General features: G+C 69.7%; 26 protein-coding genes. 13 read left to right on the top strand and 13 right to left on the bottom strand.

The genetic code is table 11. The features are described from left to right. Positions 1–132: 132 nt before the first annotated feature. Positions 133–1,164 (bottom strand): CHAP domain-containing protein, encoded by a 1,032-nt coding sequence (locus SY84_RS16465; protein ID WP_157882917.1) that lies wholly within the window; start codon positions 1,162–1,164, stop codon positions 133–135. On the opposite strand from SY84_RS16465, the gene SY84_RS16780 reads away from it, so the two are divergent. After that, a protein-coding gene (locus SY84_RS16780; RefSeq protein ID WP_211117122.1) for an IS630 family transposase occupies positions 1,142–2,150 on the top strand; the annotation gives its coding sequence in 2 pieces (ribosomal slippage) (positions 1,142–1,609 and positions 1,611–2,150; 1,008 coding nt in all). The two genes, SY84_RS16465 and SY84_RS16780, sit on opposite strands and share 23 nt — an antisense overlap. A gap of 321 nt (positions 2,151–2,471) precedes the next feature. Here SY84_RS16780 and SY84_RS06675 read toward each other — a convergent pair. After that, the gene (locus SY84_RS06675) at positions 2,472–3,506 is read right to left on the bottom strand and encodes a response regulator (RefSeq protein ID WP_046843363.1); all 1,035 of its coding nucleotides are present in this window, start codon (positions 3,504–3,506) and stop codon (positions 2,472–2,474) included. An 88-nt stretch (positions 3,507–3,594) separates the two neighbouring features. Here SY84_RS06675 and SY84_RS06670 point away from each other — a divergent pair, with 88 nt between their 5' ends. Further along, positions 3,595–5,103, top strand: a complete 1,509-nt coding sequence (locus SY84_RS06670) for an amidohydrolase (RefSeq protein ID WP_046843362.1) — start codon at positions 3,595–3,597, stop codon at positions 5,101–5,103. Between the two features lie 67 nt (positions 5,104–5,170). On the opposite strand, the gene SY84_RS06665 is transcribed toward SY84_RS06670, so the two are convergent. The 4 genes from SY84_RS06665 to SY84_RS06650 all read right to left on the bottom strand — a co-directional run bounded on the left by SY84_RS06665 (position 5,171) and on the right by SY84_RS06650 (position 8,391). After that, positions 5,171–5,899 (bottom strand): YebC/PmpR family DNA-binding transcriptional regulator, encoded by a 729-nt coding sequence (locus tag SY84_RS06665; RefSeq protein WP_046845005.1) that lies wholly within the window; start codon positions 5,897–5,899, stop codon positions 5,171–5,173. Between the two features lie 92 nt (positions 5,900–5,991). Beyond that, positions 5,992–6,177 carry a hypothetical protein gene (locus SY84_RS06660; protein ID WP_046843361.1) on the bottom strand — a complete coding sequence of 62 codons (186 nt, stop codon included), beginning with the start codon at positions 6,175–6,177 and terminating at the stop codon, positions 5,992–5,994. 104 nt (positions 6,178–6,281) lie between these two features. After that, positions 6,282–7,319 (bottom strand): sugar phosphate nucleotidyltransferase, encoded by a 1,038-nt coding sequence (locus SY84_RS06655; protein WP_046843360.1) that lies wholly within the window; start codon positions 7,317–7,319, stop codon positions 6,282–6,284. 130 nt (positions 7,320–7,449) lie between these two features. Continuing rightward, positions 7,450–8,391 (bottom strand): alpha/beta fold hydrolase, encoded by a 942-nt coding sequence (locus tag SY84_RS06650; RefSeq protein ID WP_046843359.1) that lies wholly within the window; start codon positions 8,389–8,391, stop codon positions 7,450–7,452. Between the two features lie 87 nt (positions 8,392–8,478). Here SY84_RS06650 and SY84_RS06645 point away from each other — a divergent pair, with 87 nt between their 5' ends. The 3 genes from SY84_RS06645 (at position 8,479) to SY84_RS06635 (ending at position 10,972) form a co-directional block, all read left to right on the top strand. Then, the gene (locus SY84_RS06645; RefSeq protein ID WP_046843358.1) at positions 8,479–8,781 is read left to right on the top strand and encodes a hypothetical protein; all 303 of its coding nucleotides are present in this window, start codon (positions 8,479–8,481) and stop codon (positions 8,779–8,781) included. A 168-nt stretch (positions 8,782–8,949) separates the two neighbouring features. Further along, positions 8,950–9,618 carry a response regulator transcription factor gene (locus SY84_RS06640; protein ID WP_046843357.1) on the top strand — a complete coding sequence of 223 codons (669 nt, stop codon included), beginning with the start codon at positions 8,950–8,952 and terminating at the stop codon, positions 9,616–9,618. 355 nt (positions 9,619–9,973) lie between these two features. Beyond that, entirely contained in the window at positions 9,974–10,972 is a 999-nt protein-coding gene (locus tag SY84_RS06635; protein WP_157882916.1) for a TerC family protein, read from the top strand. A gap of 63 nt (positions 10,973–11,035) precedes the next feature. Here SY84_RS06635 and SY84_RS06630 read toward each other — a convergent pair whose 3' ends face one another. The 3 genes from SY84_RS06630 to ruvX all read right to left on the bottom strand — a co-directional run bounded on the left by SY84_RS06630 (position 11,036) and on the right by ruvX (position 14,656). Beyond that, positions 11,036–12,040: an alpha/beta hydrolase gene (locus SY84_RS06630; protein ID WP_046843355.1), complete on the bottom strand. Its 1,005-nt coding sequence runs from the start codon at positions 12,038–12,040 to the stop codon at positions 11,036–11,038. A gap of 156 nt (positions 12,041–12,196) precedes the next feature. Beyond that, the gene (locus tag SY84_RS06625; RefSeq protein ID WP_046845004.1) at positions 12,197–13,900 is read right to left on the bottom strand and encodes a long-chain fatty acid--CoA ligase; all 1,704 of its coding nucleotides are present in this window, start codon (positions 13,898–13,900) and stop codon (positions 12,197–12,199) included. 336 nt (positions 13,901–14,236) lie between these two features. Next, complete coding sequence (gene ruvX, locus SY84_RS06620; protein ID WP_046843354.1) at positions 14,237–14,656, bottom strand: Holliday junction resolvase RuvX; 420 nt, start codon at positions 14,654–14,656, stop codon at positions 14,237–14,239. A gap of 56 nt (positions 14,657–14,712) precedes the next feature. Between ruvX and SY84_RS06615 the strand changes: the two genes are divergently transcribed. Next, complete coding sequence (locus SY84_RS06615; protein ID WP_046843353.1) at positions 14,713–15,498, top strand: enoyl-CoA hydratase-related protein; 786 nt, start codon at positions 14,713–14,715, stop codon at positions 15,496–15,498. Positions 15,499–15,556: 58 nt separating this feature from the next. Here SY84_RS06615 and SY84_RS15840 read toward each other — a convergent pair whose 3' ends face one another. Continuing rightward, positions 15,557–16,237: a hypothetical protein gene (locus SY84_RS15840; RefSeq protein ID WP_052751068.1), complete on the bottom strand. Its 681-nt coding sequence runs from the start codon at positions 16,235–16,237 to the stop codon at positions 15,557–15,559. Between the two features lie 109 nt (positions 16,238–16,346). Here SY84_RS15840 and SY84_RS06605 point away from each other — a divergent pair, with 109 nt between their 5' ends. From SY84_RS06605 to SY84_RS06590, 4 genes are read left to right on the top strand one after another with little or no spacing between them, the layout of a single operon-like run. Next, on the top strand, positions 16,347–17,531 hold the full coding sequence (locus tag SY84_RS06605) for an XdhC family protein (protein WP_081424527.1): 1,185 nt from the start codon (positions 16,347–16,349) through the stop codon (positions 17,529–17,531). A gap of 35 nt (positions 17,532–17,566) precedes the next feature. Next, positions 17,567–18,097 (top strand): ribonuclease E activity regulator RraA, encoded by a 531-nt coding sequence (rraA, locus tag SY84_RS06600; protein WP_157882915.1) that lies wholly within the window; start codon positions 17,567–17,569, stop codon positions 18,095–18,097. A gap of 41 nt (positions 18,098–18,138) precedes the next feature. Then, positions 18,139–18,561 carry a YbaN family protein gene (locus SY84_RS06595; RefSeq protein ID WP_046843352.1) on the top strand — a complete coding sequence of 141 codons (423 nt, stop codon included), beginning with the start codon at positions 18,139–18,141 and terminating at the stop codon, positions 18,559–18,561. Positions 18,562–18,570: 9 nt separating this feature from the next. Continuing rightward, positions 18,571–19,584: a 4Fe-4S dicluster domain-containing protein gene (locus SY84_RS06590; protein WP_046843351.1), complete on the top strand. Its 1,014-nt coding sequence runs from the start codon at positions 18,571–18,573 to the stop codon at positions 19,582–19,584. Positions 19,585–19,729: 145 nt separating this feature from the next. Here SY84_RS06590 and murA read toward each other — a convergent pair whose 3' ends face one another. Next, on the bottom strand, positions 19,730–21,013 hold the full coding sequence (gene murA, locus SY84_RS06585; RefSeq protein ID WP_046843350.1) for a UDP-N-acetylglucosamine 1-carboxyvinyltransferase: 1,284 nt from the start codon (positions 21,011–21,013) through the stop codon (positions 19,730–19,732). Positions 21,014–21,298: 285 nt separating this feature from the next. Between murA and SY84_RS06580 the strand changes: the two genes are divergently transcribed. Beyond that, positions 21,299–21,523 carry a hypothetical protein gene (locus tag SY84_RS06580; RefSeq protein ID WP_046843349.1) on the top strand — a complete coding sequence of 75 codons (225 nt, stop codon included), beginning with the start codon at positions 21,299–21,301 and terminating at the stop codon, positions 21,521–21,523. 155 nt (positions 21,524–21,678) lie between these two features. Here SY84_RS06580 and SY84_RS06575 read toward each other — a convergent pair whose 3' ends face one another. Further along, complete coding sequence (locus SY84_RS06575; RefSeq protein WP_046843348.1) at positions 21,679–22,731, bottom strand: C40 family peptidase; 1,053 nt, start codon at positions 22,729–22,731, stop codon at positions 21,679–21,681. 163 nt (positions 22,732–22,894) lie between these two features. Between SY84_RS06575 and SY84_RS06570 the strand changes: the two genes are divergently transcribed. Both SY84_RS06570 and SY84_RS16710 read left to right on the top strand, forming a co-directional pair. Then, the gene (locus SY84_RS06570; RefSeq protein WP_046843347.1) at positions 22,895–24,178 is read left to right on the top strand and encodes an MFS transporter; all 1,284 of its coding nucleotides are present in this window, start codon (positions 22,895–22,897) and stop codon (positions 24,176–24,178) included. A gap of 82 nt (positions 24,179–24,260) precedes the next feature. After that, a complete protein-coding gene (locus SY84_RS16710) occupies positions 24,261–24,419 on the top strand; it encodes a hypothetical protein (protein ID WP_168927151.1) in 159 nt (52 codons plus the stop codon). 64 nt (positions 24,420–24,483) lie between these two features. On the opposite strand, the gene SY84_RS06565 is transcribed toward SY84_RS16710, so the two are convergent. Further along, a complete protein-coding gene (locus SY84_RS06565; protein WP_046843346.1) occupies positions 24,484–26,220 on the bottom strand; it encodes an SLC13 family permease in 1,737 nt (578 codons plus the stop codon). Positions 26,221–26,311: the final 91 nt, after the last annotated feature.

Below are 26,311 nucleotides of genomic sequence, written 5' to 3'. Positions count from 1 at the left end.
GTATTCCATCCTCATTGCCTGTGGCCGTACATTTGTAGCTTGCGCAAAATATGCTTGTGGTTATGGATTTGTCTGTTGAGGAGCCTGAGCCTGAGCAAGAAATCATAAAAAAAGCTGACAGAATTATGCGCTTCATTTCCTTAGCCATCCCATGACGTTCAGAGATCTGTGTGATTGAGATATCTTGTAAATTTTCTTGCCAGCTACTGATTTATTTTCCAAGCCTATCGTATCAGTAAATTTTACACCTACATTCTGTTGAGCTATAGTGAAATTGTCGTCCGAAGAGCTTGATACAATTGCTACATGCCCCACTGAAGAAAATGGGTTGGGACCGAATATAATCAGATCCTGATATTTAGGTTTTTCTGTAGATCCTATCTTAAACTGAGTTAATTTTCTTCGGGAGTTAGTGTTGCCGTCTGGAGTGTTTTTGTCAAAATAATCCTCTGCATTGCCTGATCTTGGAGCAAATTCAACACCCAGTTTGTCGTAGTAATAGCGTCTGACAAATTCTACGCATTGCCATTTAAGGCCGTACTCATACTTACTGCCATCCCTTGAATAGTTCCGGTCACCAGATACGCTCTCCTCTGGTGATTTCAGTCCGTCATTGTGGTATGCCTTGACTCCGTCGATAGAGCCAATTTCTGCTCCCCAATCCTTATTGGCGCGCATGGTTCTTTTTATTTGGGGGCTCACCTCGCTAATTGTACCGGACTGCTGGGAGTTTTGAATCTGATTTTGGTGACCTCCGGATGTATTTGATGTCTGATTCTGTTGACTTGTCTGCTGATTGTTGAACGTGCTATTCAACTTATCTGAAAAAATTCCAGAGTGGTATACTGACTTCCATTTTCTTTCATCTCTGTTTGTGTCAGGATTGCGAGCGATGTACCACTGTCGTTCAAGATGTCTACTCCGTTCATCTATATTGTTTCCATAAACCTCTCTCCAGTGAAGTCGAACTGCGTCTGCAGCTTCTGTGGGAGTTATGGCAAAATCGCCGTTTGAATCCAGGCCGCCGTTGTTCTCGTAGCCCTTTGGATTAGCTGCCTTGGTTTTCCAGACTGGGTTGTAGGCTTTGTTTGCATTACCGCCTATTGATAACGATGTAAATACGAGCTGGTATGCTGGAGGTGTGGCCGAATGGCATCCATCCAAATACTCCCGGGCGCAGCTGGAGGAACGTCGACTGGCGGCGACCCCCTGGCTTCAAGGGGGCCAGCATTCACAGCAGGCGATTGCCGATCACTTCGGCGTGTCCGTACACACCGTCAGTAACTGGAAGAAACGTCTGAAGCGCACCGGCAGTCTCCAGGCAACGGTGACGACAGGACGCCCCTCGCGACTCACCGCCGCCCAGCTTGAACAGGTCCGCACCCTCCTGCGGGAGGGTGCGCTGCACCATGGCTTCCCTGACCCGACCTGGAGCACCAGACGAGTCGCAGACCTGATCGGGCGGCACTTCGACGTGTGGTACCACCCCGATCACGTCCGGAGAATGCTTCGGCAGCTGGGGTTTACGCCCCAGATGCCGGATGGACGGGCAGCAGAACGCAATGAACTCCGGATCGCGTCCTGGAAAGAACAGGTGGCTCCGGAGTTGGGAAAAAAAGGTCGCGCAGGGCGCCACCCTGGTGTACCTGGATGAGGTTGGCTTCTCGCTGAAAGGCGTGCGAAGACGAACGTGGTCGACCAGGGGCGTGACGCCCCTGGTCATACTCCCGGCCAACTGGGAAAAACTCTCGACGATCGGGGCGATCACTTCGGACGGTCGATTCTTCCAGCACACGAAGCCTGGGGCGATCCGGAGTGGGGACGTCACCCGGTTCTTCCAGCATCTGTTGCGCCATGTGCAGGGGAAGATCGTGGTGGTGCTGGACAACGCGGGCATTCACCGAGCGAAGGCAACCCAGGCGTTCGTGGAGCGCCACGAACGCCTGTCGCTGGTGTTTTTGCCGCCGTACGCTCCGGAATTGAATCCGATCGAGCTGGTGTGGGCGTACGTGAAGCGGAATGTGCTGGGGAACTTCTGTGCCCGCTCAGTGGGCATGCTGAAAGCGAAGCTGACGACGGCTTGGCAACGGGTTCGGTACATCGACCTGCCTCAGCATTTGATGGACTCAAACTTATGCCGTTATCAATAGGTGCCAGCCGCTGCTTTGGCCGGGGGTGGCCTGGTAGCGGGCGCTGAGGTGACCGTTGGGTTTTCGGATGATGCGGAGTTGGAAGGTGACGCCGTTGGCGGCGCCGCGGAAGGTGCGTTGCCAGGTCTGGGTGCCTGCTTTGAGTGGGCGGGGCGTGGCGGGGGTGGGGGTTCTGGGTTGGGGTGGTTTGCCGGTGAGGGGCTCTCTGGTGTCGAACATGTGACCTCCGGTTCAGTTAGCGTACCGGGTGGTCGGGTGGGGTGGTGCCGCACATGTGGAAGGCCCGGTCACGGGTGTGCCGGGCCTGCTGGTGTGTGCGTGTCAGTCGAGGTCGACAGCCCACCAGGCTTCGCGCTGGGCGGCGAGGCGGGCGCGGGGGTCGCCGATGGTGTCGAGGGCTTTGGCGAGGCCCTGCCAGTCGTGTTCGCTCATGGGGTCGATGGCCAGGGCGCGTTGGTGGAACTGGGCGGCGTCGCGGTCGCGTCCGGCGGCGGTGGCGGCGCGGGCGGCGATGCCGAGCAGCGTGAGTTGTTTCTGTTCGAGGCGGGCGCGGACGTCGTCGGCCCAGGGGCTGTCGGTGCCGGGGAGGTAGTTGCCGTACTGCGCGACGAGTTCGCGGAGTTCTTCGAGGCCGAGGCTGCCCTGTTCGGCCTGCGCGGCGAGCAGTTCGAAGCGTTGCACGTCGTATTCGGGGTTCAGGTCGCTGGCCAGGGCGTAGCGGCGGTTGGTGCTGACGACGGACTCGTTGCTCAAGGATCGGCGCAGGCGGTGGAGGGTGGTGTGGAAGAGGCTGCTGGCGCGCGCTTCGTCCTTTTCGGGCCAGAGGGCCTCGGCGGCCTCCCAGCTGGTGACTTCCTTGTGTTCCAGGAGGTAGAAGAACAGTTCAAGGGCCTTGCGGCTGACCCAGGTGACGGTGCTGCCTTTCCAGATGACCTGGGCGGTGCCGAGGCCTTTGGCCTGCATCTGGTTTTCGTTCTGCTGGTTCAGGCCGGCGCGGCGCAGGCGGGCGTCGATGGCGCCGGTGAGGTCCTGGGGCGTGAAGGGTTTGGGCAGGTAGTCGTCCGCGCCGAGGTTCATGCCGCGCCGCACGTCGCCGCGTTCGGCGTGGCTGGAGAGCAGCATGAATGGGAGGCTGGCGAGCTGCTCGTTGGCGCGGATCTTCTCCAGGAATTCCAGGCCGGTCATGTAGGGCATGACGACGTCGCTGATGACGAGGTCGGGCGTGAAGACTTTCAGGAGGTCGAGGGCTTCGACGGGGTGGGTGCTGGTGCGCACCTCGTGCCCGGCGCGGGACAGGATCACGCTGACAAGCTTGAGGATGGCGGCGTCGTCATCCACCACGAGGATGCGGGGCATGCGCTGAGTCTAACAGGCGCGTGCGCGCCCCGGGGGTGGTTTCGGTGCGTGTCCCCCGTCCGGGTTGGGTGGCGTAGGCTGGGCGGGCATGAGAACTCAGGATCTGACGGTGGTGCTGGCGCGCGTATTCACGCTGGATGACGCGCGGCCCGAGGTGGGCGCGGTGCTGGTGGGGGGCGGGCGCGTGCTGGCGGTGGGCGCGCGGGAGGACGTGGCGGCACTGGCGCCGGGCGCGCAGGTGCTGGATCACCGGGATCTGCTGCTCACGCCGGGGCTGGCGGAGGCGCACATTCACCTCGTGACGTACGGCTTCTCGCTGTCGCAGGTGGGCCTGCACGGCGCGCGGAGTGTGGCGGAGGTGCAGGCGCGCGTGGCGCAGCAGGTGATGAACACGCCGCGTGGTACGTGGATTCGTGGGGGTGGGTTCCTGCTCTCAGAACTGGGCCTGAGTGGGTACCCGACAGCGGCGCTGCTGGACGAGGTGAGTCCGCACCACCCGGTCCTGCTGTACTCGCGGGACCTGCACCTGAGCTGGGCGAACAGCGCCGCTCTGCGACTGGCCGGGATTCACGAGGGCACGCCGGACCCGGAGGGGGGGCGGATCGTGCGGCCCCTGGGCTGCCTGCTGGAGCACGCGTCGGATCTCGTGGCGCGTGTGATTCCGGAACCGACCGGCGCGGAGTACCTCGCGGCGGCGCGTGCGGGCGCGGCGGATCTGGCGGCGCGCGGGTACGTGAGTGCGCACACCATGGCCTTCGAGTCGCCCGAGGCACCCCGGGCGCTCCAGACGCTGGCGCAGCAGAGCGAGTTGCCGCTGCGGGTATGGGCGTGCCTGCCGCACGACCGGCTGGGGCACGCCCGCGTGCTGGGACTGGCCCGCGCGCCCGGTGGCCTGTTCCAGTGGGGCGGGGTGAAGTTCTTCGCGGACGGCGCGCTCGGCAGCCGCACCGCGTGGCTGCACGCCCCCGGTTTCGCGGACGGCTCCGGCACCGGGATGCCGCTGGACCCGCCTGAACTCATCGCGGAGCTGGGCCGTGAGGCGATCGAGCTGGGCCTGACACCGGTCACGCACGCCATCGGGGACCGCGCGAACACCGAGGTCCTGAACGCCTACGACCGACTGCGCCCCCACGCCGAGGCGCGTGGCATCCGCCTGCGCGTCGAGCACGCCCAGCACCTGCGCGCCGAGGACCTCCCGCGCTTCCGGGGCCTGACCGCCAGCGTGCAGCCCATCCACCTCCAGGCGGACGGCCCCATGATCCGCGACCTCATGCCGCACCTGGAGAGCCTCAGTTACGCCTTCCGGTCCCTGCGGGACGCCGGGGCGATCCTCGCGTTCGGCAGTGACGCCCCGGTCGCCCCGCCCGAGTACCGCGCGAACTTCGCCGCGGCGATCACCCGCGTGGACGACAGCGGAGCGCGCCTCGCCCCCGAACAGGCCCTGACCGAACACGACGTCCTGTGGGCCCACACGCGCGGCCCCGCCCTGGCCGCCGGCTGGGATGACGAGGGCATCATCCGCCCCGGCGCCCGCGCCGCCTTCACCCTCTGGGACCGCCTCGGCGGCAACGCCCAGGCCCTGGTGCTGGAGGGTTGATGGTCGAAAGTTGATGGTTGATAGAGGGTGTGTCCTCCATCAACCATCAACTTTCAACGATCGACCTTTATTCCTCGTCGGGGAGGTCGGCGTTGCTGTAGACGTTCTGGACGTCGTCGAGGTCCTCGAGGGCGTCGATCAGGGTCATGAGTTTCTTCGCGTCGTCGCTGTTCACGGCGACGGTGTTGCTGGGGATCATGGTGATCTGGGCGCTCTCGATGGCGAAACCGGCGGCGGTCAGGGCGTCCTGCACGGCGTACAGGTCGGCTGGGCCGGTGCTGATCTCCAGGCCCTCGTCGGATTCCTGGATGTCCTCGGCGCCGTATTCGATGGCGGTTTCCTGCGCCTGCTCGCTGGTGTCGGTCAGCAGCAGGACGCCTTTCTTCTCGAACTGCCACGCCACGCTGCCGCTGGTGCCGAGGCTGCCGCCGCGTTTGTTGAACACGGCGCGGATGTCGGCCACGGTGCGGTTGACGTTGTCGGTCAGCGTCTCGATGAAGATGGCGGTGCCGCCGGGGCCGTAGCCTTCGTAGGTCTGTTCCTTGTAGTCGGCCGCGCCCTCGCCCGCGCCGACGGCGCGTTTGATGGCGTTGTCGATGTTGTCGACGGGCACGGTGGCGGCCTTCGCGGCGGCGATGGCGTTTTTCAGGCTGAGGTTCCCGGCGGGGTCGCCGGTGCCGCCGGAACGGACGGCGGCCTGAATGGCGCGGATGTGTTTGCTGTACATCGCGCTGCGTTTACTGTCGTTGGCACCCTTCTTGCGCTTGATCTGAGACCACTTGCTGTGACCGGCCATGTTCAACGTCTCCTTGCGTGAAACTGCGCCCACTCGGTAGGTCGGGGGCGCGTGCAGGGAGCATTCTAGCGCAGGGGTGCGCGGGGCCGCCTTCAGCCGTCCTCGTCGGTGGGTTCCTGGGCCGGGTGGTCTCTGGGCAGGAACCGGGCGTGGCTGTCGGTGGGGGAGAGGTTCTCCCGGTCCCCGGCGTGCGGGCCGGTGTCCAGGCCGCTGATCAGCACCTCGCCCGCCGGTGCGGACGCTGGGGGCGTGGGGGCCGTCCCGTCAGGTTGAGTCATGCCCCGTAGCGTACGCCCGTCCCGGAGGGGCGCGGGTGTGGGGACGCTCAAGGGTCAGCCGGGACGGTGGGGCCGGGTCACGTGTGCATGACGCTGCGGCCGGGTCACATGCGCATGACGCTGCGGTCCCCGATCACCATCTGCAGCCCGGTGTCGCTGGGCGCCGTGACGAGCGCGTGCCGGCCGATCAGGCTGCGGTGGATGGGCCGGGTGGGGTGCAGGACGCGCGCGAACTCGTCGATCAGCGTGCCGGTCACCTGGGCGCTGTCCACGCGGGCGTGCGCGCCGACACTCACGAACGGGCCGAGGGTCGCGCCGCGCACCACGGCGTGCGGGCCGATCCACACGGGCCCCTGGATGACGCTGTCCTCGATCAGCGCGCCCGCCTCGATCACGACCGGGCCGCTGACGGTGCTGCGTTCCACCCGGCCGTCCACGCGGGGCCGCAGCTGCGCGAGGTAGTGGGTGTTGGCGCTCAGCAGGTCGTCGGGGGCGCCCGCGTCGCTCCAGAAGCCCCTGAATTCCACGGCGCGCACCTGCCCGCCGCGCGCGAGGAGCGCCGTGAGGGCCTGCGGGAACTCGATCTCGCCGCGGGTGCTGTGCGGCAGGTCCTCCAGGATGTCGATCAGGGCAGGTTTGAAGCTGAACACGCCGCACGCGGCGAGGTTGCTCTCGGGCGTGCGGGGTTTCTCCACGAGCCGCAGCAGGCGCCCGGTCTTCACGACCGCCACGCCGTACGCCTGCGGGTTCGGGACTTCCTTCACGCCGATCGCGGCGTCACCGTAGCGCAGGGCGCCCAGCATGGGCGTCAGGCTGTCCTCGAAGAGGTTGTCCCCCAGGTACAGCAGCGTCGGGCTGCCCTCCAGGAAGTGCCGGGCGGTCAGGACGGCGTGCCCGGTCCCGAGCGGGTCGTACTGCCGGATGAACGTCAGGTGCCCGCTGTGCTGCGTGGCGTCGCGCAGGTCCTGCTCGCTGGACGGGCTGGTCACGATCCCGATGTCTTGCACCCCGGCGTCACGCAGCGCCTGCACGGCCCGCGCGATGATCGGCACGCCCGCGACCGGCACGGCGTGTTTGGGGCGCGTGGCGCTGATCGGCAGCAGGCGACTGCCGCGGCCGGCGGCCAGGATCAACCCTTTCACAGGTGACTCCGGCGTCGGGGCAGGGCGGGGGCGGCGGTCATGGGGTGTGGGGGGAGTATAGGGGTCCGGGGCGGCGCCGCGTGACCGCAGGTGCCGGGGCGCCCCGGTGAGGGGCGGTGCACGCCAGGCATCAGCGGGTCAGGGCGTCGTCCAGCGCCTCGGCGAAGGCGTCCTCGTCGTCCAGCCAGGGGTAGTGCCCGGCGTCCAGGACCGTCACGTCCGCGTCGGCGAGGTCCGCGACCCACTGCACCTGTTCGGGGTAGCTGGTGCGGTCGTGCGCGCCGGTGATCACGAACACCGGGCGGCGCAGTTCGGTCAGGAACTGCGGGTACTCGAATTCCCACAGGCCCTGGTTCACGAGCGCCTCCTGCACCTCGCCGCCGCCGATCAGTTGCCCCTCGGCGTCCGCGAATTCCAGGCGCATGCGGCTGGCCTGATCCCGGAACTGCAGGGCGTTCAGCAGGTCACGGGCGTTCAGCAGCGCGAACGCCGCCTCGATGCGCGCGCCGCCCACGGGCGGGTGTTCCCCGTCGGGCGTGGCGGCGCGCAGGTCGTCGGCGGGGTCGGTGAAGGGCACGCCGCGCCGCGCGCTGGCTTCTTCCAGCAGGGTGCGGGCCAGGTCGGGGAAGTGCACCCAGGGGTTCACGGCGATCACGCGCGCCGTGCGGGTCGGCCAGCGGCGGGCGTACTCCAGCGCGACGAGCGCGCCGAAGCCGTGCCCCAGCGGGATGATCTGCTCGGCCCCCAGGAAGTCCCGCAGGGCCTCCACGTCGCCCACCAGGGTGTCGAGGTCCAGGGTGTCGGCGCCCTGCTCGGTGTCCTCCAGCGGGCCGCTGCGCCCGGAGCCGCGCTGGTCGAGGTACACGACTGGGCGCTCGATGCGCTCGCCGAACAGCGCCTGGAAGGAGTAGCTGTTGTAGCCGGGGCCGCCGTGCAGGAACACGACCGGCGGCTCGGTGGTCGGGTCGCCCTGCACCTCGAAGTGCAGGTCCGCGCCGTTCAGGTGCTCGAAGTGAACGTCCCCGTCCCCGAAGTCCGTGAAGTCGTGATCGTCTGCGTTCAGGCCCGTCATGCGCGCCATTCTAGGGGCCGGGCGCGCCAGCGCGGCGGATGCAGGGCACGGTTGCGCGCCACGTGCGGGATGCACGACCCTGCGCGCATGACCCCACCCGATTCCTCCTCGCCGCCGGGCGATCCCGGCGTGCAGGGCATCGCCTTCACCCTGGAGGGCGTGGACGACCCCACCTTCTCGCAGATCCTGCGCGACCTGCGGACCGACCCGGCGTTCGCGCGCCCATTGCAGGTGCAGGCGCAGCCTCCGCAGCCCGGGCGCAGCGCCCGCCTGACGCTGGTCTTCCACCCCGCCGACCGGGAGCTGGCGGTCGGGGCCACGCAGCGCCTGAAGACCTTGCTTCTGCGGTACGGCGTTCAGGTGGACACCGTGCGGATTCCCGGGAGCTGACGGGCTGTTAATGAACCATAAACAGCGGCCTTTGCCCAACTGGACACCGCGCACCCTACGATGGGCCGCAAGTACAGAGGCGCACTTTGGCCCCCGCGCCGCGCAAGGCCCCCGCCCCGGGAGCCCCGAGCGCCCCGACAGCCGGGGCTGAGGAGACGAGACAGTCACATGGAGCAACGCATTCTGCTGATCGAGGACAACCCGGACATCACCCGCGTGGTGCAGTACGAACTGGAACAGGCCGGGTACCGCGTACTGGCCGCCCCCGACGGCGTGACCGGCCTGACCGCCGCCCGCGAGCACACCCCGGATCTGGTCATCCTGGACCTGGGCCTGCCGGACTTCGACGGCGCGGAGATCGCCCGCCGCCTGCGCAAGACCAGCAGCGTGCCGATCATCATCCTGACCGCCATGGACGCCGTGGACCGCAAGGTGAACCTGCTGGAGGCGGGCGCGGATGACTACATGACCAAGCCCTTCCATCCGGAGGAGCTCGTGGCGCGCGTGAAGGTGCAGCTGCGCCACCAGCAGCACGGCGAGGTCATCAGCATCGGGCCGCTGGAGATCCACCCGCAGAAGCGCCTGTGCCACTACAACGGGCACGAGGTCCGGCTGTCCCCGAAGGAATTCGACCTGCTGACCTTCCTGGCCCGCCAGCCGGGCCGCGTGTACTCCCGCCAGGAGATCGAACGCGAGGTCTGGAACGGCGAGCTGCCCAGCAACAGCAACGTCGTGGACGTGCACATGGCGAACATGCGCGCCAAGCTGCGCGACCTCGACGGGTACGGCATCATCCGCACCGTGCGCGGCATCGGGTACGCCCTGAAGACCCCCTGACCTCACCACACCGTCAGAGTCGTCGAGGTTCACGGCGGCTCTGAACTGCTGTGTGACACGCTGCAACGTGGGGGGCGCAGCTTCCGGGCTGTCAGTGGGGGCGGCCCGCCCATGAATCCGTTTTCACACGACCCTCACCGTCGGGCTGGCATGGTGCGGCATCCTGTCGGTCATACCGGGGGAGTACGCCGCCCGCACAGGGAGCACCTGATCGTCAGTCCGGAACCCAAAGGGAACCCGGTCAGGAGCAGCAAAAGGCCAGACCCGGCAGTCGCCACCACGTGTGCGCTGCCGGTCTTCATGCATGGAGCCGCGCCGCACGGGTGGCCCCCGGAGGTTCCCCGTGGAGATCCTGATGACCCCCTGGCTCGGCACGCCCGCCTGGATGTGGCTGCTCTTCCTGACTGTCGTGGCCGCGCTGCTGGCCTTCGATCTGGGCGTCCTCACGCGCCGCCGCGCCCGCCGCGCCGCCGCGCAGGGCGAGGAACAGACGATCAGCGTGGCCAGCAGCCTGAAACTGAGTGCCTTCTACATCGTCCTGGCCCTGATGTTCGGTGCGTGGATCTGGTCCACCCTGGGCGCCGAGAGCGGCATGGCGTACCTGACCGGCTTCGCCGTCGAGAAGGCCCTGGCGCTCGACAACGTGTTCGTGATCAGCATCATCTTCGCTGCGCTGGCCATCCCCCGCCACCTCCAGCACCGCGTGCTGTTCTGGGGCATCCTGGGCGTCATCGTCCTGCGCGGCATCATGATCGGCCTGGGCGCGGCGCTCGTCACGCAGTTCGACTGGATCATGTGGATCTTCGGCGCGTTCCTGCTCCTGACCGGCGTGAAACTGCTGTTCACGAAGGGCGGCCACGACCAGGCGCCCGACCTGGAGCGGCACCCGGTCGTGCGGGCCCTGCGGCGCGTCATGCCGATCAGCCCCCGCCTGGATGGGCAGAAGTTCCTGACCCGCCAGCCCGACGTGCAGGGCCGCGTCCGGGTGCACGCCACGCCGCTGCTGCTGGCCCTGCTGATGGTCGAGTTCGCGGACCTGGTGTTCGCCGTGGACAGCATCCCCGCGATCTTCGCGATCACGCAGGACCCGTTCATCGTGTACACCAGCAACATCTTCGCCATCCTGGGACTGCGCGCCCTGTACTTCGCGCTGGACGCCCTGATTCACCGCTTCAGCGCCCTGAAGCCCGCGCTGGCGCTGGTGCTGGTGTTCATCGGCGGCAAGATCTTCTACAACCAGTTCTACGGCAAGCTCGACCCGGCCATCAGCCTGGGTGTGACCCTGGCGATCCTCGCGGGCGGCGTGCTCGTCAGCCTGTGGCGCACCCGCAACGCGGCCCAGGCCGCCGATTGACGCAGACCGCATAGAGAAGCTGGAGGATGGCCGTTGCTGCCATCCTCCAGCTCCTGTGTCCCATTACCCGCCCTGGAGGTACAGGAACGCCTCGGGCAGCGCCTCGCGCCACGTCACCCAGTTGTGCCCGCTGGGGTACTCGCGGTACTGGTGCGCCAGGCTCAGGTCCGCGAACAGGCCCGCCATGCGGCGGTTCGGGCCGGTCAGCCACTCCAGCGTCCCGGTGTCCAGGCTGGTCGTGAGGTGCGTGGGCGGGTTCGCGCGCAGTTCGTCCAGCAGCCACTCACCCGCCGTGGTCGTGTCGATCACGCCCTCCCGCGTCGCGCCGGGCCGCGCGATGAACGCCCCGCTGTGCGCCGCCACGCGACTGAACAGCTCCGGGTGCCGCGCGCCCAGGAACAGGCTGATCAGGCCGCCCAGGCTCGCCCCCCACAGGCCCCGCACGGACGCCGTGACCAGTTCGCCCTCCACGCGCGGCATGACCTCGGTGGTCAGGAACTCCAGGTACCGGGGGTTGAGGTAGTACTCCTCGTTCCGGTCGCCCGGCTCCACGAACGCAAACGCCGCGCCCGGCGCCAGCCCGGCCTCCGCGGCGCGGTCCATCACGTCCCCCAGCTTCCCGGTGCGGTAGAACGCCACGCCGTCCTGCACGTAGTACACCGGCAGCGGCCCACCCGCGTACCCGTGCGGGGTGTACACGATCACCCGCCGCGTCCCCGGGAATACCGTGCCTTCCCAGGTCAGGCGGTGCGCCGTGCCCTTCCGGGTCGCGTCCGGCATCTGCCACAGCGGATGCCGCGCGTACTCGCCCACCACCGCCGCGCGCGGGTATGGCCACCACGGATTCAGGGACCGCTGCGCGTTGTCCGGGTCCGCGAACGCCTCACCCGAAGCGTCCACCCAGGCGTACTCCACCCACGCCCCACGCGGCAGCCGCAACCGCAGCGGCGCGCCGTCCACCACCGGAATCGGCTCACGCTTACGCCAGTCCGTCACGTCCCCGATCAACCCCACGGCACCCGCCGGAGGCGAGAACGTCACCCACTGCCCATCCACCGAAACAGCCATGCCCGCAAGTGTACGGCGAGGGGGTTGTGGACAGTGGGTTGTGGGAAGTGGATTCGTAGGTGGTGGAGGTTGACGCGGCGGCTCTGTCGTTCACTACAACGAAAGCGGGCTGACGTGTCCGGCACGCCAGCCCACTCCCCACTGCCTACTCCCCAATCACTCGCTGCGGTCGGGTGCGGCGGGCGTCACCAGCCCCTGGGTGCTGCTGTAACTGCGGTACTGGTCACGCAGTTCACGCTTGAGGATCTTGCCGGTCGCGCCGATGGGGATGCTGTCGGTCAGGACGGTCGCGTCGGGCAGCCACCACTTCGCGAAGCGGGGCGCGATGAAGCTGATCAGTTCGTCATGCGTGACGCTCTGGCCGGGCTTGGGCGTCACGACGGCCAGGGGCCGCTCGTCCCACTTCGGGTCGTCCATGGCGATCACGGCGCACAGGTTCACGGCCGGGTGGGCCATGATCGCGTTTTCCAGGTCCACCGAGCTGATCCACTCGCCGCCGCTCTTGATGAGGTCCTTGGCGCGGTCCTGGATGTGCATGTACCCGCGCTCGTCCAGCGTGGCGATGTCGCCCGTGTCGAACCACAGCTGCCCGTCCAGGTCGAAGAAGTTGCTCTGGCCCTCGCCCTTGAAATAGCTGCTCGCCACCCACGGCCCGCGGATGATCAGGCGGCCCATGGTCTTCCCGTCGTGCGGGAGGCGCGCGCCCTGGTCGTCCAGCACGTCCAGTTCGATCAAGGGCACGGTCCGGCCCTGCTTGGCGCGCAGGGCGAAGCCCTCGTCGCTGCTGGGGTCCACGCCGTACGGGACGCCGCTGGCGGTACCGAGCGGATGCGTCTCGGTCATGCCCCACGCCTGCAGCAGCGACAGGCCGTGGCGCGTCTGGAAGGCGCGGATCATCGCCTCGGGCGCGGCGCTGCCCCCCACGATCAGGCGCTCCAGGCCACCCAGCCCGTACGGCTGCCCGGCCTGCGCGGCGCGGTCCAGTTCGGCCAGCAGGCCCATCCAGATGGTGGGCACGCCCGCCGTGATCGTCACCGCCTCGTCCTGGAGCAGCGTGGCGACGCTGCGGCCGTCCGCGAACACCCCGGCGTACACCTGCTTGGCGCCGTACATGGCGCAGGTGTACGGCAGGCCCCAGGCGTTCACGTGGAACATCGGCACGATGGGCAGGACCGTGTCGGCCTCACCGACATTCAGCCCGTCCTTCGGGGCACTGGCCAGCGAGTGCAGCACCGTCGAGCGGTGCGTGTACACGACGCCCTTGGGGTTGCCGGTCGTGCCGCTCGTGTAACACATGGCGGCCGCGTCCCGCTCGTCCAGCTCCGGGTAGCGGGTCAGGGGTTCGCTCTCCTGCACGAAGGTGTCGTAGTCCCGCACGCCCGGCAGCGGGATGGGCTGCGGCGTGGGCCCCAGCACCAGGATGTGCTCCAGGTGCGGGCACGCGGCCTTGATCGCGGGGATCATCGCGGCGAACACGTTCTCGATCAGCAGCACGCGGTCCTCGGCGTGGTTCAGGATCCAGGCGATCTGCTCGGGGTGCAGGCGGATGTTCACGGTGTGCAGCACCAGCCCCGCGCTGGGCACGCCCAGGTACGCCTCCAGGTGCCGGAAGGAGTTCACGGCCAGCGTCGCCACCCGGTCGCCCTTCGTGAGCCCCAGGCCCAGCAGGCCCCCCGCGAGGCGCCGGGCGCGGTCGGCGACCTGCCCATACGTGGTGCGGTGCTTGTGCGGCACGGGATTGCCCTGCTCGTCGCGCCCCGCCACGAGGAGGCTGACGACCTCGCGCCCGGCGTACTGCGTGCGGATGCGTTCCAGAATGGTCGGCACGGTCAGTTGAACGTCCATCATGTTGCCCTGCATGAACACCTCCGTGGTGCGCCCGAGACAGCGGTGACGGGTTCACCGCCGGGCCCACCGGTTCACTGTGAATGCCGGAAGTATAGGCAAAATTGAACCCGGATCAGTCAGCAGGCCCACGCAGCCGCGTCGCCTGCACGCCGCCTGTGCGGGGACGCGGCCCGGTCGGGACCGGCACGCCTGCTGCCCCCGGATCGTCCCGGCGCGGAGGCAGGCGTGCCAGTCGGGTGTCCGCGCGGCGTAACCACCACGCGTTCAGGGCCTCCGGAACAGGGGACCTGCTCCACGGTGCGCCCGGCTGGACTGGGGCGTCCAGAGGCGTGGCCCGTCAGGAGGGGCCTACTGGCCCAGCAGGTACAGTTCGAGGATCTGCACGGCGGCCGCCTCGTCCTCGTCCTGCGCGCCGAGGTCACGGGCGCGGCGGGTGGTGAAGCGCTCGTCCTGGTAGGTCACGCGGTAGCCCTTCTCGGTCAGGACGCGCCCGAAGGCCTGCACGCGGTCCGCGCTGGGACTCTGGGCGCCGTCGGTGCGCAGCGGCAGCCCCAGCACGAGCTGCTGCGCGCCGGTCTCCTCGACCTTCAGGCGCACGGCCTTCAGGTCCAGGGGGAGGCGTTTGCGGTCCACGCTGCCGCGCCCGAACGCGAGCCGCCCGGCGCTGACCGCGAAGCCGATGCGGTGCTTGCTGACGTCCAGTGCCAGCGTGACCGGTACGGTGGTCGGCGCTGGACTCGGCGCGTCGTCGGGGGTGGGGGCGCTCATGCGCCGGAGTGTAGCAAACGGCCCCCAGCGGCCAAACGCGCGTTAGGCTGATGGGCATGAGCGAAGCCGTGATCACCGAAACCACCCAGGCCGGGGTGCGCACCCTGACCCTGAACCGCCCGGACCGACTGAACGCCGCGAACGACGCCCTGCTGCTGGCCCTCACAGGCGCCCTGCGCCGCGCCGACGCCGAGGAGAGCGTGCGCGTGGTCGTCATCACCGGCGCCGGGCGGGGCTTCTGCGCCGGGCAGGACCTCGGGGACGTGTCGGGCCGCGACATGACCTTCACCGAGCATCTGAACCACACCTACAACCCCCTGATCCGCACCATCCGCAGCCTGAACAAGCCCGTGATCAGTGCCGTGAACGGCGTCGCGGCGGGCGCCGGGGCCAGCCTCGCCCTCGCCGGGGACCTCAGGCTGTGGGCGCAGTCCGCCAGCCTGATCGAGGTGTTCTCGAACATCGCCCTGGTACCGGACTCGGGCAGCACGTGGTTCCTGCCGCGCCTCGTGGGGTACCACCGCGCCTTCGAACTCATGGCGCTCGCCGAGCGGGTGCGGTCCGAGGACGCGCTGCGCCTGGGCCTGTGCGAGCAGGTGTTCCCCGACGAGACCTTCGCGCAGGACGTGCAGGCCTACGCCGAACGCCTCGCCGCGCGCCCCGCGAACGCCCTGAAGCTCACCAAGCAGGCGCTGGTGTTCGCGCAGACCAGCACCCTGGACGAGGCCCTAGATCAGGAAGCCGCGCTGCAACAGATTGCCGGGGACCACTGGGAACACGAGGAAGGCGTCACGGCCTTCAAGGAGAAGCGCCCCGCACAGTTCGTCCGCGACGCGCAGTAACAGCAGGCAGGAAAACGCAGGCTGCCGATGAGGGCAGCCCGCGTTCCAGCGGAGAGTTTTACTTGTCGAGCGGGTCGGGGTTGCGGCTGGCCATCTTGCCTTCCTCGATCATGTTGTCGTGGCGGAAGACCTTCTCCCGCTCGGCTTCCAGGGCCACGCCGGCGCGGTCGTCGCCGGGTTCCAGACGCTCGTCGCTGTGCTGCACGGTCGGGTCGGGCGAGGTGGGCGTCCCGGCGGGGCGCTGCTCGGGCGTCTGGTCGGCGGGCGTGCGGTAGGGATCGTTGTCAGGCATACGGGCCTCCTGGCCGGGGTGAGGGACGCTGGCGGGCACGGTGGGTTCCGTGCGGGGGGGCGGGTTGGACGTGAACGCCGGGCTGTTGGACGCGGCGGTGGCCGTCACTCCTGTGGCCGCCGGCGCCGCGCCTGCCGGGCCAGTGCCAGCCGGCGCGGTCGCGGAGGGTGCGCCGGGCTCGTCCTCGTGCTCCCCCAGTTCCTCGATCAGGCGTTCACGGGCGCGGATCTCCTCCTCGACGCGGCGGATCTCCTCCTGCACGCCGCCCAGGACGTCCAGGTCGGCGCCCGCGTGGTATGAGCGGCCCAGGCGGCCGTACAGGGCGTCCAGTTCGCGGCTGAGGCTGAAGATCTCCACGCGCAGCCGCGTGGCGGACGCGACCTCCTCGCCCCGGCGCTGCACGCGTTCGGCGCCGCGCTTGACGGTGTTCAGGATGTTGTCCAGCATGTCCCCAGTCTGCACGGTCAGGCGGGGAGGGGCGTGAGGCGCGGCTTAGGGGAATCCTGGGTGTCCCTCCACCTTCTGCCAACCTGCGCGTTGCTACAGTGACCTCATCATGAACGCTGCCGAGACCAGAGCGCTGCTGGGCGCCCTGCGCGCCGCCCACGCCCGGGGCCAGCGCGCCGCGATCGCCACTGTCGTGGGCGTGCGGGGCAGCGCCTACCGCCGCGAGGGCACCCGCATGCTGATCCTCGACGACGGCGCGCAGGTGTGCATGCTCTCCGGCGGCTGCCTGGAGGCCGAGGTGGTCGAGGTCGCGCTGGACGTGATCCGGACCGGCGACAGCGCCCTAACGCATTACGACCTCTCCGAGGACGCCACCTGGGGCCTGGGGATCGGCTGCGGGGGCAGCGTGGACGTCTGCGTGGAACGCGTGGACCCGGACGACGCCGTCACGGCGGCGTGGCTGGGGGCGCTGGAGGCCGGGCAGAAGGCCGCGCTGATCGTGCCCCTGCGCCCCGGCGCGGGGCGGCTGCTGGTCACCCTGGACGGGGCGGCCCTGGGGGACCTGCGGGCGGACCTGCGGCCCTTCGCGCTGGCGGCCGCCCGCGAGCGCCTGACGCACCTGGAGCCGCGCGCCGCGACCCTGACCGCCCCGGACGGCTCGGCGGTGTTCGTGGACGTCAGCACCCCGCCGCCGCAGCTCGTGCTGTACGGCGCCGGGCACGACGCCATGCCCCTGGCGGCGCAGGCGCATGCGCTGGGCTACGACGTGCACGTCATCGACCCGCGCGGCGCGTACCTCACGCCGGGCCGCTTTCCCGGCGCGACCCTGCACGCCCTGGCGCCCGAGGACCTCACGGCGTTCACGCCGGGCGAGCGGGCGCACCTGATCGTCATGAACCACCACATCGACCGCGACCGGGTGTGTCTGGCGCACGCGCTGCACTCCGACGCGCCGTACGTGGGTGTCCTGGGGCCGCGCAGCCGCGCGCTGGACCTCCTGAGTGCCCTGGAGGAGGAGGGGGTGACCTTCACGCCCGCTCAGCTGGGCCGCCTGCGCTCCCCGATCGGCCTGCGTCTGGGGGCCGAGGCGCCCGAGGAGGTCGCGCTGAGCATCCTGGCGGAACTCATGGCGTGGCGGCGCGGCTACGACGGGTCGTTCCTCAGCGGGCACGCGGGGCGCATCCACCACGAACCCACCCACCCGGTCACGCCCCCCCTTCCGGCCGAGGTGCCTGCCGAACCCCCTGCCGGGCCGGAACCCGTCACCGGCGCGGGAACGTCCCCCACGCGGTAAACACCCCGCCCGCCCGGAGGCTGCTGTACTGCGGCATGACCCGCACAGCCCAAGGCCACATCCCGGAGCTGGACCTCACCACCGAGACGCTGCCCACCGAGGACCTGCCTGTCACGGACCTCAGCGACCTGCGGCCTGGGGCGCCCATCCTCGCCCCCATCTTCCGGGAGTTCGGGGGCCGCCCGCGCTTCAACGGCCCGGCGGTCACCCTGCGCGTGCCCGGCCACAATCCCCTGGTGCGCGAGGTGCTCGGTCAGCCCGGCGCGGGCCGCGTCCTCGTCGTGGACGGCGGCGGGACGCTGGACTGCGCGCTGCTGGGCGGGGAACTGGGCGAACTGGCCGTCGCGGGCGGCTGGGCGGGCGTGATCGTGAACGGCTGCGTGCGCGACACCAGCGAACTGGCGCAGCTGAATCTCGGGGTGCGCGCCCTGGCCGCCCACCCGCGCCGCAGCGGCAAGGAGCGCCTGGGCGAACGCGACGTGCCCGTCACCTTCGCGGGCGTGACCATTCACCCCGGTGACACCGTACACGCCGACGAGGACGGCATCCTGATCCTCCCGGCCTGACGGGGACACCCGGGGACGCGCCACGCGGTACGCTGCCGGTCATGACCGCCCCCGACCCCGCCCCGCGTCCAGACGCGCCGCCCCGCCGCCGCCCGCTGTGGGTGGCCGCCGGGTTCCTGCTGACCGGACTGGGCGTGCTGGGCCTGATTCTCCCCGGCTTCCCCGGCACCGTGTGGTTCGTGCTGGCCGCCGCCGCGTTCTCCCGGGGCGACCCCCGCTGGGAGGCGTGGTTGCTCTCCCGGCCGGTTATCGGTCAGCTGGTGCGCGACTACCGCGCGGGGCTGGGCATGCCGCTGCGCGCCAAGTGGATCGCCTGCACGTGCATCGCGGTGGCGGTGGCGTTCAGCGTGGGCCGCATTCCCGTCCTGATCGGGCAGGTCGCGTGGGTGCTGGTCGGGCTGGCGGGCGTGGCGTACATCACCATGAAGATTCCCACCCGGCGCCCGCCCGCGCCGGGCGCGTAGACTCCACGCATGCTTCAGGGTGTCCTCGCCCGGCTGGACGACGCCGGGAACCATGTGCCGCGCTTCACCGCGCCCCGCTGCCTCCTCGAACGGCAGGCGGTGGGTGGCTGCGACGCCTGCCATGCCACCTGCCCGCACGACGCGATCAGCCTCGGCATGCTGGGCAGCAGCATCCAGATCGACCCGGACCTCTGCACCGGCTGCGGCCTGTGCGTGCAGGTCTGCCCCAGCGGCGCGCTCGAATACAACCTCGAACCGGCCCTCCAGAGCGTGCGCGACCAGCAGGACGCCGCCAGTCGCGCCGCGCCGGACGCCAGCCTCACCTGCGCCCGCAGCGGCGCCGGCGGCCCCAGTCTGCCGTGCCTGGGCCGCGTCACGCCCGCCCTGCTGTCCGCCGCAGGCGCGTGGGGCGCGCCCCTGACCCTCATCCACGGGGACTGCGCCGCGTGCCCGGTCGGCGCGCCCGACATTCCCGAACGGCTGGAGCGCGTGCTCGACACCGCACAGGCCCTGCGCGCCCCCACCGGGAAACCCGCGCGGGTCACCATCCGCCCCGCCACGCCGGAGGACGCCAGCCGCTCCCTGACCGTCTCGCGGCGCGGCGCGTTCGGCGCCCTGTTCCGGGTGGGCAAGCAGCACCTCGCGCAGAGTGTCCCCGAGAGCCCCCTCCCGTTCGTGGACTGGAGCGTCCCCGAGGACCGCACCCCCCAGGAATGGACGTGGCGCGCCCGCAGCCTCAAACCCGCCCCGCCCGACGACGCCGCGATTCCCTGGCCCGCGCCACTCGTGGACGACACCTGCATCGACTGCCCCGTCTGCACCAACGTCTGCCCGACCGACGCCATCACCCGCGACCTGCAACCCGACGGCGGCGTGAAACTCCTCCTGAACCTCAGCGCCTGCACCGGCTGCATGGGCTGCCTGCACTCCTGCCCCCCGCAGGCCATCCACGCCCAGACCCACTGGCGCCCCGCCGCCTTCAACGCGCCGCTGCTGCTGCGCGAGAGTGACAGCGTGATGTGAAGGGGAGAAGTGGGTGGGGTTGACGCGGGCGGGTCCGCCGCGCACACGCTGTTGACCATCACCCATCACCCATCACCCATCACCCATCACCCATCAACGGAGCACGCCGCCCCGGCGGACCTGGGGCGGCGTGCTCCATTGATGCTCAGTCGGCGGCAGGGACGAGTTCGGGTTCGTTCTGGGTGACGTTCGCCCCGAGGCCCTGGAGGCGCTCGGCGAGGCGTTCGTAGCCGCGGTTGAGGTACTGCACGCCGTCGATGACGGTATCGCCCTCGCAGGTGAGGCCCGCGATGAACAGCGCGGCGCCCGCACGCAGGTCGGCGGCCTTCACGGGCGCGGAACGCAGCGCGCCACCCTGGATGATCTGCGTGTACCCGCTGACCGTGATGGTCGCGCCCATGCGGTGCAGTTCGGCCACGTGCGTCAGGCGGTCGGGGTAGACGGGGTCCTGCACGACGCTGGTGCCGGGAATCGTGGCGAGCAGCGCACTCATCTGCGGTTGCAGGTCGGTGGGGAAGCCCGGGTAGCTCTGGGTGGTGATGTTCACGGGCTTCAGGTCACGGTCCCGGGCGTCCACGGTGACGCTCAGGCCGTCCTCGGTGACGTCGGCGCCGATCTCCTGCAGCTTGCCGATCACGGCGCGCAGATGGTCGGTGCGGACGTTGTCCACAGTGAAGCGGCTGCGGGTGGCAGCGGCCAGCAGCATGAACGTCCCGGCCTCGATGCGGTCGGGAATCACGCGGTACTCTCCGCCGCGCAGCGCGGCAACGCCCCGGATGGTGAGGGTGTGCGTGCCCGCGCCCTGGATGTCGGCGCCCAGGTGGTTCAGGAACTCGATGAGTTCCACGACGTCCGTGTCGATGCTGGCGTTTTCCAGCGTGACCACGCCGTCGCCGAGGGTGGCGGCCAGGATGGCGTTGTGCGTGCCGCCCACCGTGAGCAGTTCGAAGATGAACTGACCGTTGAGGCTTCCGGTGCGGTGCGCGTCGAAGTTGCCGTTGTCCTCGTGGACGTCCACGCCCAGGGCACGCAGGGCCTTGACGTGCTGATCGACCGGGCGGGGGCCCCAGGCGCAGCCGCCGGGCATGGACACGGTCGCGCGCCCGGCGCGGGCCAGGATGGCGCCCATCACGATGAAACTGGCGCGCATCTTGCTGACCAGCGCGTAGGGCGCGTCGGTGTTCAGGATCTCCGGGGTGTGCAGTTCCAGGCTGTTCTCGCCTACCCAGGTGTGCTGGGTGCCCAGGTGCGCCATGAGGTCCAGGATGGTGCGGACGTCGCTCAGGCGCGGCACGCCGTGCAGCGTGACCTTCTCGCGGGTCAGCAGGGTGGCGACGATGACGGGTAGCGCGGCGTTCTTGCTGCCCTGAACGGTGATCTGGCCGCTCAGCGGGCGGCCGCCCTGGACGTGCAGTGGGGTCAGGTGCATCTTGGTTCCTTTCAGCAGGCGGGCCGCGCAGGACGCGCCGTGGGGGTCAGTGGAGTGGGCCGGACAGGGCGCGGCATGGGTGCATGTTACACATCGTGCTCACCGGTCGTCCATACTGACCATACAGGCCACCCCGGCACGCTGGATGAGCGGCGGGGTGCGCCTGGAGTCACGTGCGGCTCATGTTGAGGGGCTTCCGGGGAGCGTGCTACGCTGCCCGCACGGACTCGGCCACTGCTCTGCCGCCCCCCCGGCGGCGCGGCGTGGCCCCGTTTCAGGAGAGGCATGCCCAAGAAGGAACGCAAACGGCTCCAGGTGGTGATCAGCGACGAGCAGGACGCCCTGCTGACCCGCACCGCCTACGAACTGTCCAGCCCCGAACGCCTGATCAGCAAGAGCGAGGTCGTGCGTCTCGCCATCGAGAAGATCGCCCGTGAACTCGGCGAGGGCGAGAACCTCGAACAGTACCGCTCCATCCTCGAACACGACTCGGTCGCCGACGACACCTGATGGCCGCAGGCCGCGCCACGCCAGGGACCACCCGGGAGGCGCGGCCTGCTGGCGTGAACCCGCGCAGCCGGATCACCCACAGCCGATGAGAACACCCGGAGCGCAGGCGCCGTCGCCAGCGACTGTCCAGAGCCGTTCCGCGCGTGGGGTGGCGATCAGCGGGCGGGCGCCAGGGCGCTCAGGCCCAGCACGCGCCGCGCCCCGACGAAACGCGGCCCCCAGTAACGGTCGGCGCGCAGGCGATCCACCGTCACGCGCCCCTGGTACGAGTTGGCGCTGATGAACTGATCCTCACCCAGGTAGATGCCCACGTGGGACACGCGACCGGTGCCCTCGGTGTCGAAGAACACCAGATCGCCCGCCTCCAGCGCGTCGACCGGAACGCCCAGCCCCGCGCGGGCCTGCTCGGCGCTCGTGCGGGGCAGGGTCACGCCCAGCGGCGTGAACACCTGCAGCACCAGACCGCTGCAGTCCGTCCCGGCGCGGGTCACGCCGCCGAACACGTACGGGGTGTTCAGCAGGCTCAGCGCGGCGGCCCGCCAGTCGCCCGCCCCCGCCTGTGGAGGCGCACTGTCCTGCACCGGACCGATCGGAGACTGGCCGGCCTGAGACGGGCCGCTCTGGATCTGCGAGCGCGGCATGGGACTGACCGGCTGGAGCACCGGCATGGTCTGCGCGGGGGTCAGTGGCTGGAAGGGGGACACGCCACCCGGCGCCGCAGGTGTGGGGGCAGCCGGCGGGGTCGCCGTGCCCAGGGCCTGCGCCTGAACAGTCGGGGCCGCAGTTACACCCGCTGGGAGGGTCAGCACCTGCCCGGCCCGCAGGGACGCGCCGGCCGTCAGGCCGCTGGCAGCGCTCAGGGCGTCCACCGTCACGCCGAAGCGGCGCGCCAGGGCGTACAGCGTGTCGCCGGGCTGCACCGCATACGTGACGGGCAGGACGCGCAGGCGCAGCACCTGCCCCACCCGCAGGTCCGGGCTGCTCAGGCCGTTCAGGGCCAGCAGCTCCGCGACGCTCAGGCCAGCGCGGCGCGCCAGACTGAAGGCCGTGTCGCCGGGCTGCACCGTGACGCTGTCCAGCCCGCCGGGGACAGCTGGGGCCGCGTGGGGCGCCGCAGTGGCGTCCGTGAAGACCGCCTGAGCGTCCGCGCCGCCCACGAGGAGCGCGCCGAGCAGCAGACAGACGGGCAGGAAACGGAGATCAGGCATGAGAGCAGTTCGCACCGTGAGAAACCGGTGAATGTCAACAGGAACTCCGCGCACCGTAACACGCCTCCTGGCGCCCGACAAGCCCACCCCCACCACCCCCGCGTAGTCCCGTCAGGGGGAACGCCCACATGGCCAGGGCCGGGTGCGGGCGTATGGTGGGCGGGTGATCGCCCGCACCCAGGCGTGGGGCGCGCGTACCTTCAGCGCCCTGCGACACCCCCATTACCGCCGCTACTGGTTCTCGCAACTGCTCTCCCTGATCGGCTCGTGGATGCAGGCGACCGCGCAGCAGTACCTCGTGCTGGAACTGTCCGGCGGCAGCAGCGCCGCGCTGGGCTGGGTGACGGTCGCGCAGTTCCTGCCGAGCCTCCTGCTGTCGCTGTTTGCGGGGGCCGTGATCGACCGCGTGCCGCGCCGCCGCGTGCTGCTCGCCACGCAACTGACCCTGCTGGTCACCGCCACCGCGCTGGCCGTCACCACGCACCTGGGCGTGGTCACCCTGCCTCTGGTCATGCTGATCGCGTTCATCAGCGGCACCGCAAACGCCTTTGACATGCCCGCCCGCCAGAGCATGGTCGTGGACTTCGTGCCCCGCAGCGACGTGCCGAACGCCGTGGCGCTGAACAGCCTGTCGTTCAACGTGAGCCGCACGCTGGGGCAGGCGCTGTTCGGCGTGGTCGCCGCGCTGGGCGTGACCCTGCTCGCGGGCGGCAACAGCGAGAACATCTCGCGGCTGGCATTGCCCTTCTATCTGAACGTCGCGTCGTTCTTCGTGGTGCTGTACGTGATTGCCACGCTGCCCTTCCCGGCCCGCGACTTCGGGCCGCGCGGCAGCATGCTCGGGGACGTCAAAGAAGGCCTGCGCTACGTGCGCGCCACGCCCGCCGTGCGCAACGTCATGCTGCTCGTGGGCGCCCTGAGCCTGACGATCATCAACTTCAACGTGATCATCCCCTACTACGCCCGCGTGGTCTTCGGCGCGCGCGAGGCGACCTTCGGCGCGCTGTCCGCCGCGTTCGGCATCGGCGCGATGGCCGGGGCGCTGTGGCAGGCCAGCCGCCCCAACCCCCTGCGCAACCTGCGCCTCGGCGCGATCATCCTGATCGTCAGCGCCGCCCTGCTGGCCCTCACGCCCGGCCCCACCCTGGCCTTCCCGGTCCTCGCTGCCTGCGGCTTCGGCATGCTGAGCCTGCTCGTCAGCGCCAACAGCACCGTGCAGCTCACCATCCCAGACGCGCTGCGCGGCCGCGTCATGAGCCTGTATTCCTTCGTGCTCGTCGGCATGGGCCCCCCCGGCGCCCTGATCGCCAGCACCCTGATCAGCCGCGACTGGATCCTCGGCCCCCGCGCAGGCCTGATCACCCTGGCCACCCTGGGCCTGATCGCCGTGCTGCTCCTCTGGACGCGCCTGCCCCGCCAGCTGGACAGACCCGCCGGGGACGACTGACCGCTCGGGTGTCCGTCCGCCCAGGCGGAACCCTGAACGCGGTGTAAGGGCCGTGTGGGCAGGAGGCTGGTATCCTGCGCGCATGGCTTCAGAACGCAATCCTGACACGTCGCACGCCCTGACCTGGGCGCTGATCGTGATTGCCCTGGGCGCGATCATCGGGATTGGCACCGCCGCCGCCCTGCTGGCCCGCAAGGACCGCCCGCTGCCCGACGATCCCGACGCGCCGCTGTTCATCTGAACGCGGCACCTGAAAGGGGCACCCCTCCGACCCGGAGGCGGTGCCCCGCTGGCATTCACAGGTCCTAGAACGGCCAGATGCGCGGAATGATCAGCAGCGACACCACGAAGGTCAGCAGGGTCAGGCCCGCGCCGACCCGCACGAAATCCAGGAAGGTGTAGCGGCCCGGGCCGTACACGAGCATGCAGGACGGCTCCAGCGGCGTGATGAAGGAGTTGCTGGCCGCGACCGTGATCCCGATGATGAAGGGCCGGGGGTCGTACCCCAGCGCCTTGGCGGTGCCGATGGCCAGGGGCAGCATCACGAGCGCCGCCGCCTGGTTGCTCATGGGCTGCGTCAGGGCGACCGTCACCACGAACAGCGCCGCGAGCAGCCCGTACGGCCCCAGCGGTTCCAGCACGCCGGACAGCGCGCCGGTCAGGACCCTCGCGGCGCCGGTCGCCTCGAACGCCGTGCCGAAGGCCAGCATGCAGGCCACCAGCACGATGACCGGCCACTCGACCGCGCCGTACGCCTCCTCGGGGCTGATCAGGCGCAGCGCGAGACTCAGGGCGACGGCGACCACGACCGCCACGCCCAGCGGCAGGACGCCCAGGCCGCCCAGCAGCACCGCACCCGCGAACAGCAGCACGGCCAGCGGGGCGCGCCGCAGGTCACTCTGACGTTCGGTCAGGTCGCCCAGCACGACCAGGTGGTCGCCCAGCGCGTCGATGCGTTCGGCGCCGCCCTGCACGAGCAGCACGTCCCCGACCTGCACCCGCAGGCGGCCCAGCCGCTCGACCTGCCGGGCGCGGCGGTGCAGCGCCAGCACGGACGCCCCGTAGCGCTCGCGGAAGCGCGCCTCGCGCAGCGTGCGGCCCAGCAGCGGCGAACCCGGCATCACGACCACCTCGACCAGCCGCACGTCCCCGCCGGTCTGGAGTTTCTGCTCGCTCTTGCTGACGATGCCCAGCGTGTTCTTCCCGGCCAGGATGCGTTCGGTGGGCCCCTCGACGGTCAGGGTGTCGCCCTCCAGCAGGCGGAAACTGGCAGGCGGGGCGTACACCGTCTCCTCGCCCCGGCGCACCGCCACGACCGTCAGGCCGTGATCACGTCCCAGGCCACTTTCCCGCAGCGTGACGCCCTCCAGCGCGCTGCCGGGCGCGACCGTCAGGTCCGCGAGGTACGCGCGCAGCGAGTCCTCCAGCTGCGCGTCCCGCGCGGGCAGCAGGCGCGGCGCGACGAAGAACAGGTAGGCCAGCCCCACGACCGCCACCGGGACGCCCACCCAGGCCAGTTCGAAGAAACCCAGCGGTTTCTGGCCCGTGGCGGGCAGCGCGCCCGACACCACCAGGTTCGTGGTCGTCCCGATCAGGGTGATCGTGCCGCCCAGGATGCTCGCGAACGCCAGCGGCATCAGGGCGCGGCTGGCGGGAAGGCCCGCGCGCCGCGCCATGCCCGCCACGACCGGCAGGAACACGGCGGTGGTGGCGGTGTTGCTCGTGAAGGCGCTGACGCCCGCCACGCTGCCCAGCAGCCCCCTCAGGGTGCCTGTCGCGCTGCGCGAGCGCCGGGCCAGCGCCGCGCCGATCCACTCGATCACCCCGGCGCGCAGCAGGACCCGCGTCAGGATGAACAGCGACGCCAGCGTCAGCACCGTGTCGCTGCCGAACCCCGCGAAGGCCTCCCTGGGTGTCAGCAGCCCGAACAGCAGCAGCGCCGAGAGTAGGCCGAGCGCCGTGACGTCCACCGGCAACCACTCGGTGGCGAACAGCACCAGCGCGGCGACGAACAGGATCAGGATCAGCGTGACGGGATCCACGTCAGCGCCCCCGCAGGTGGGACAGGAGGGGCGGAAAGGGCAGAGGAATCATTGCCCCCGATCATGCGGGCCACCCCGGGTGACCCACATG

This window comes from Deinococcus soli (ex Cha et al. 2016), from assembly GCF_001007995.1.
In the GTDB taxonomy this organism is placed as follows: Bacteria; Deinococcota; Deinococci; order Deinococcales; family Deinococcaceae; genus Deinococcus; species Deinococcus soli.
The sequence above is the reverse complement of the archived record's forward strand: the minus strand, read 5'-3'. Positions and strand labels throughout refer to the sequence as shown.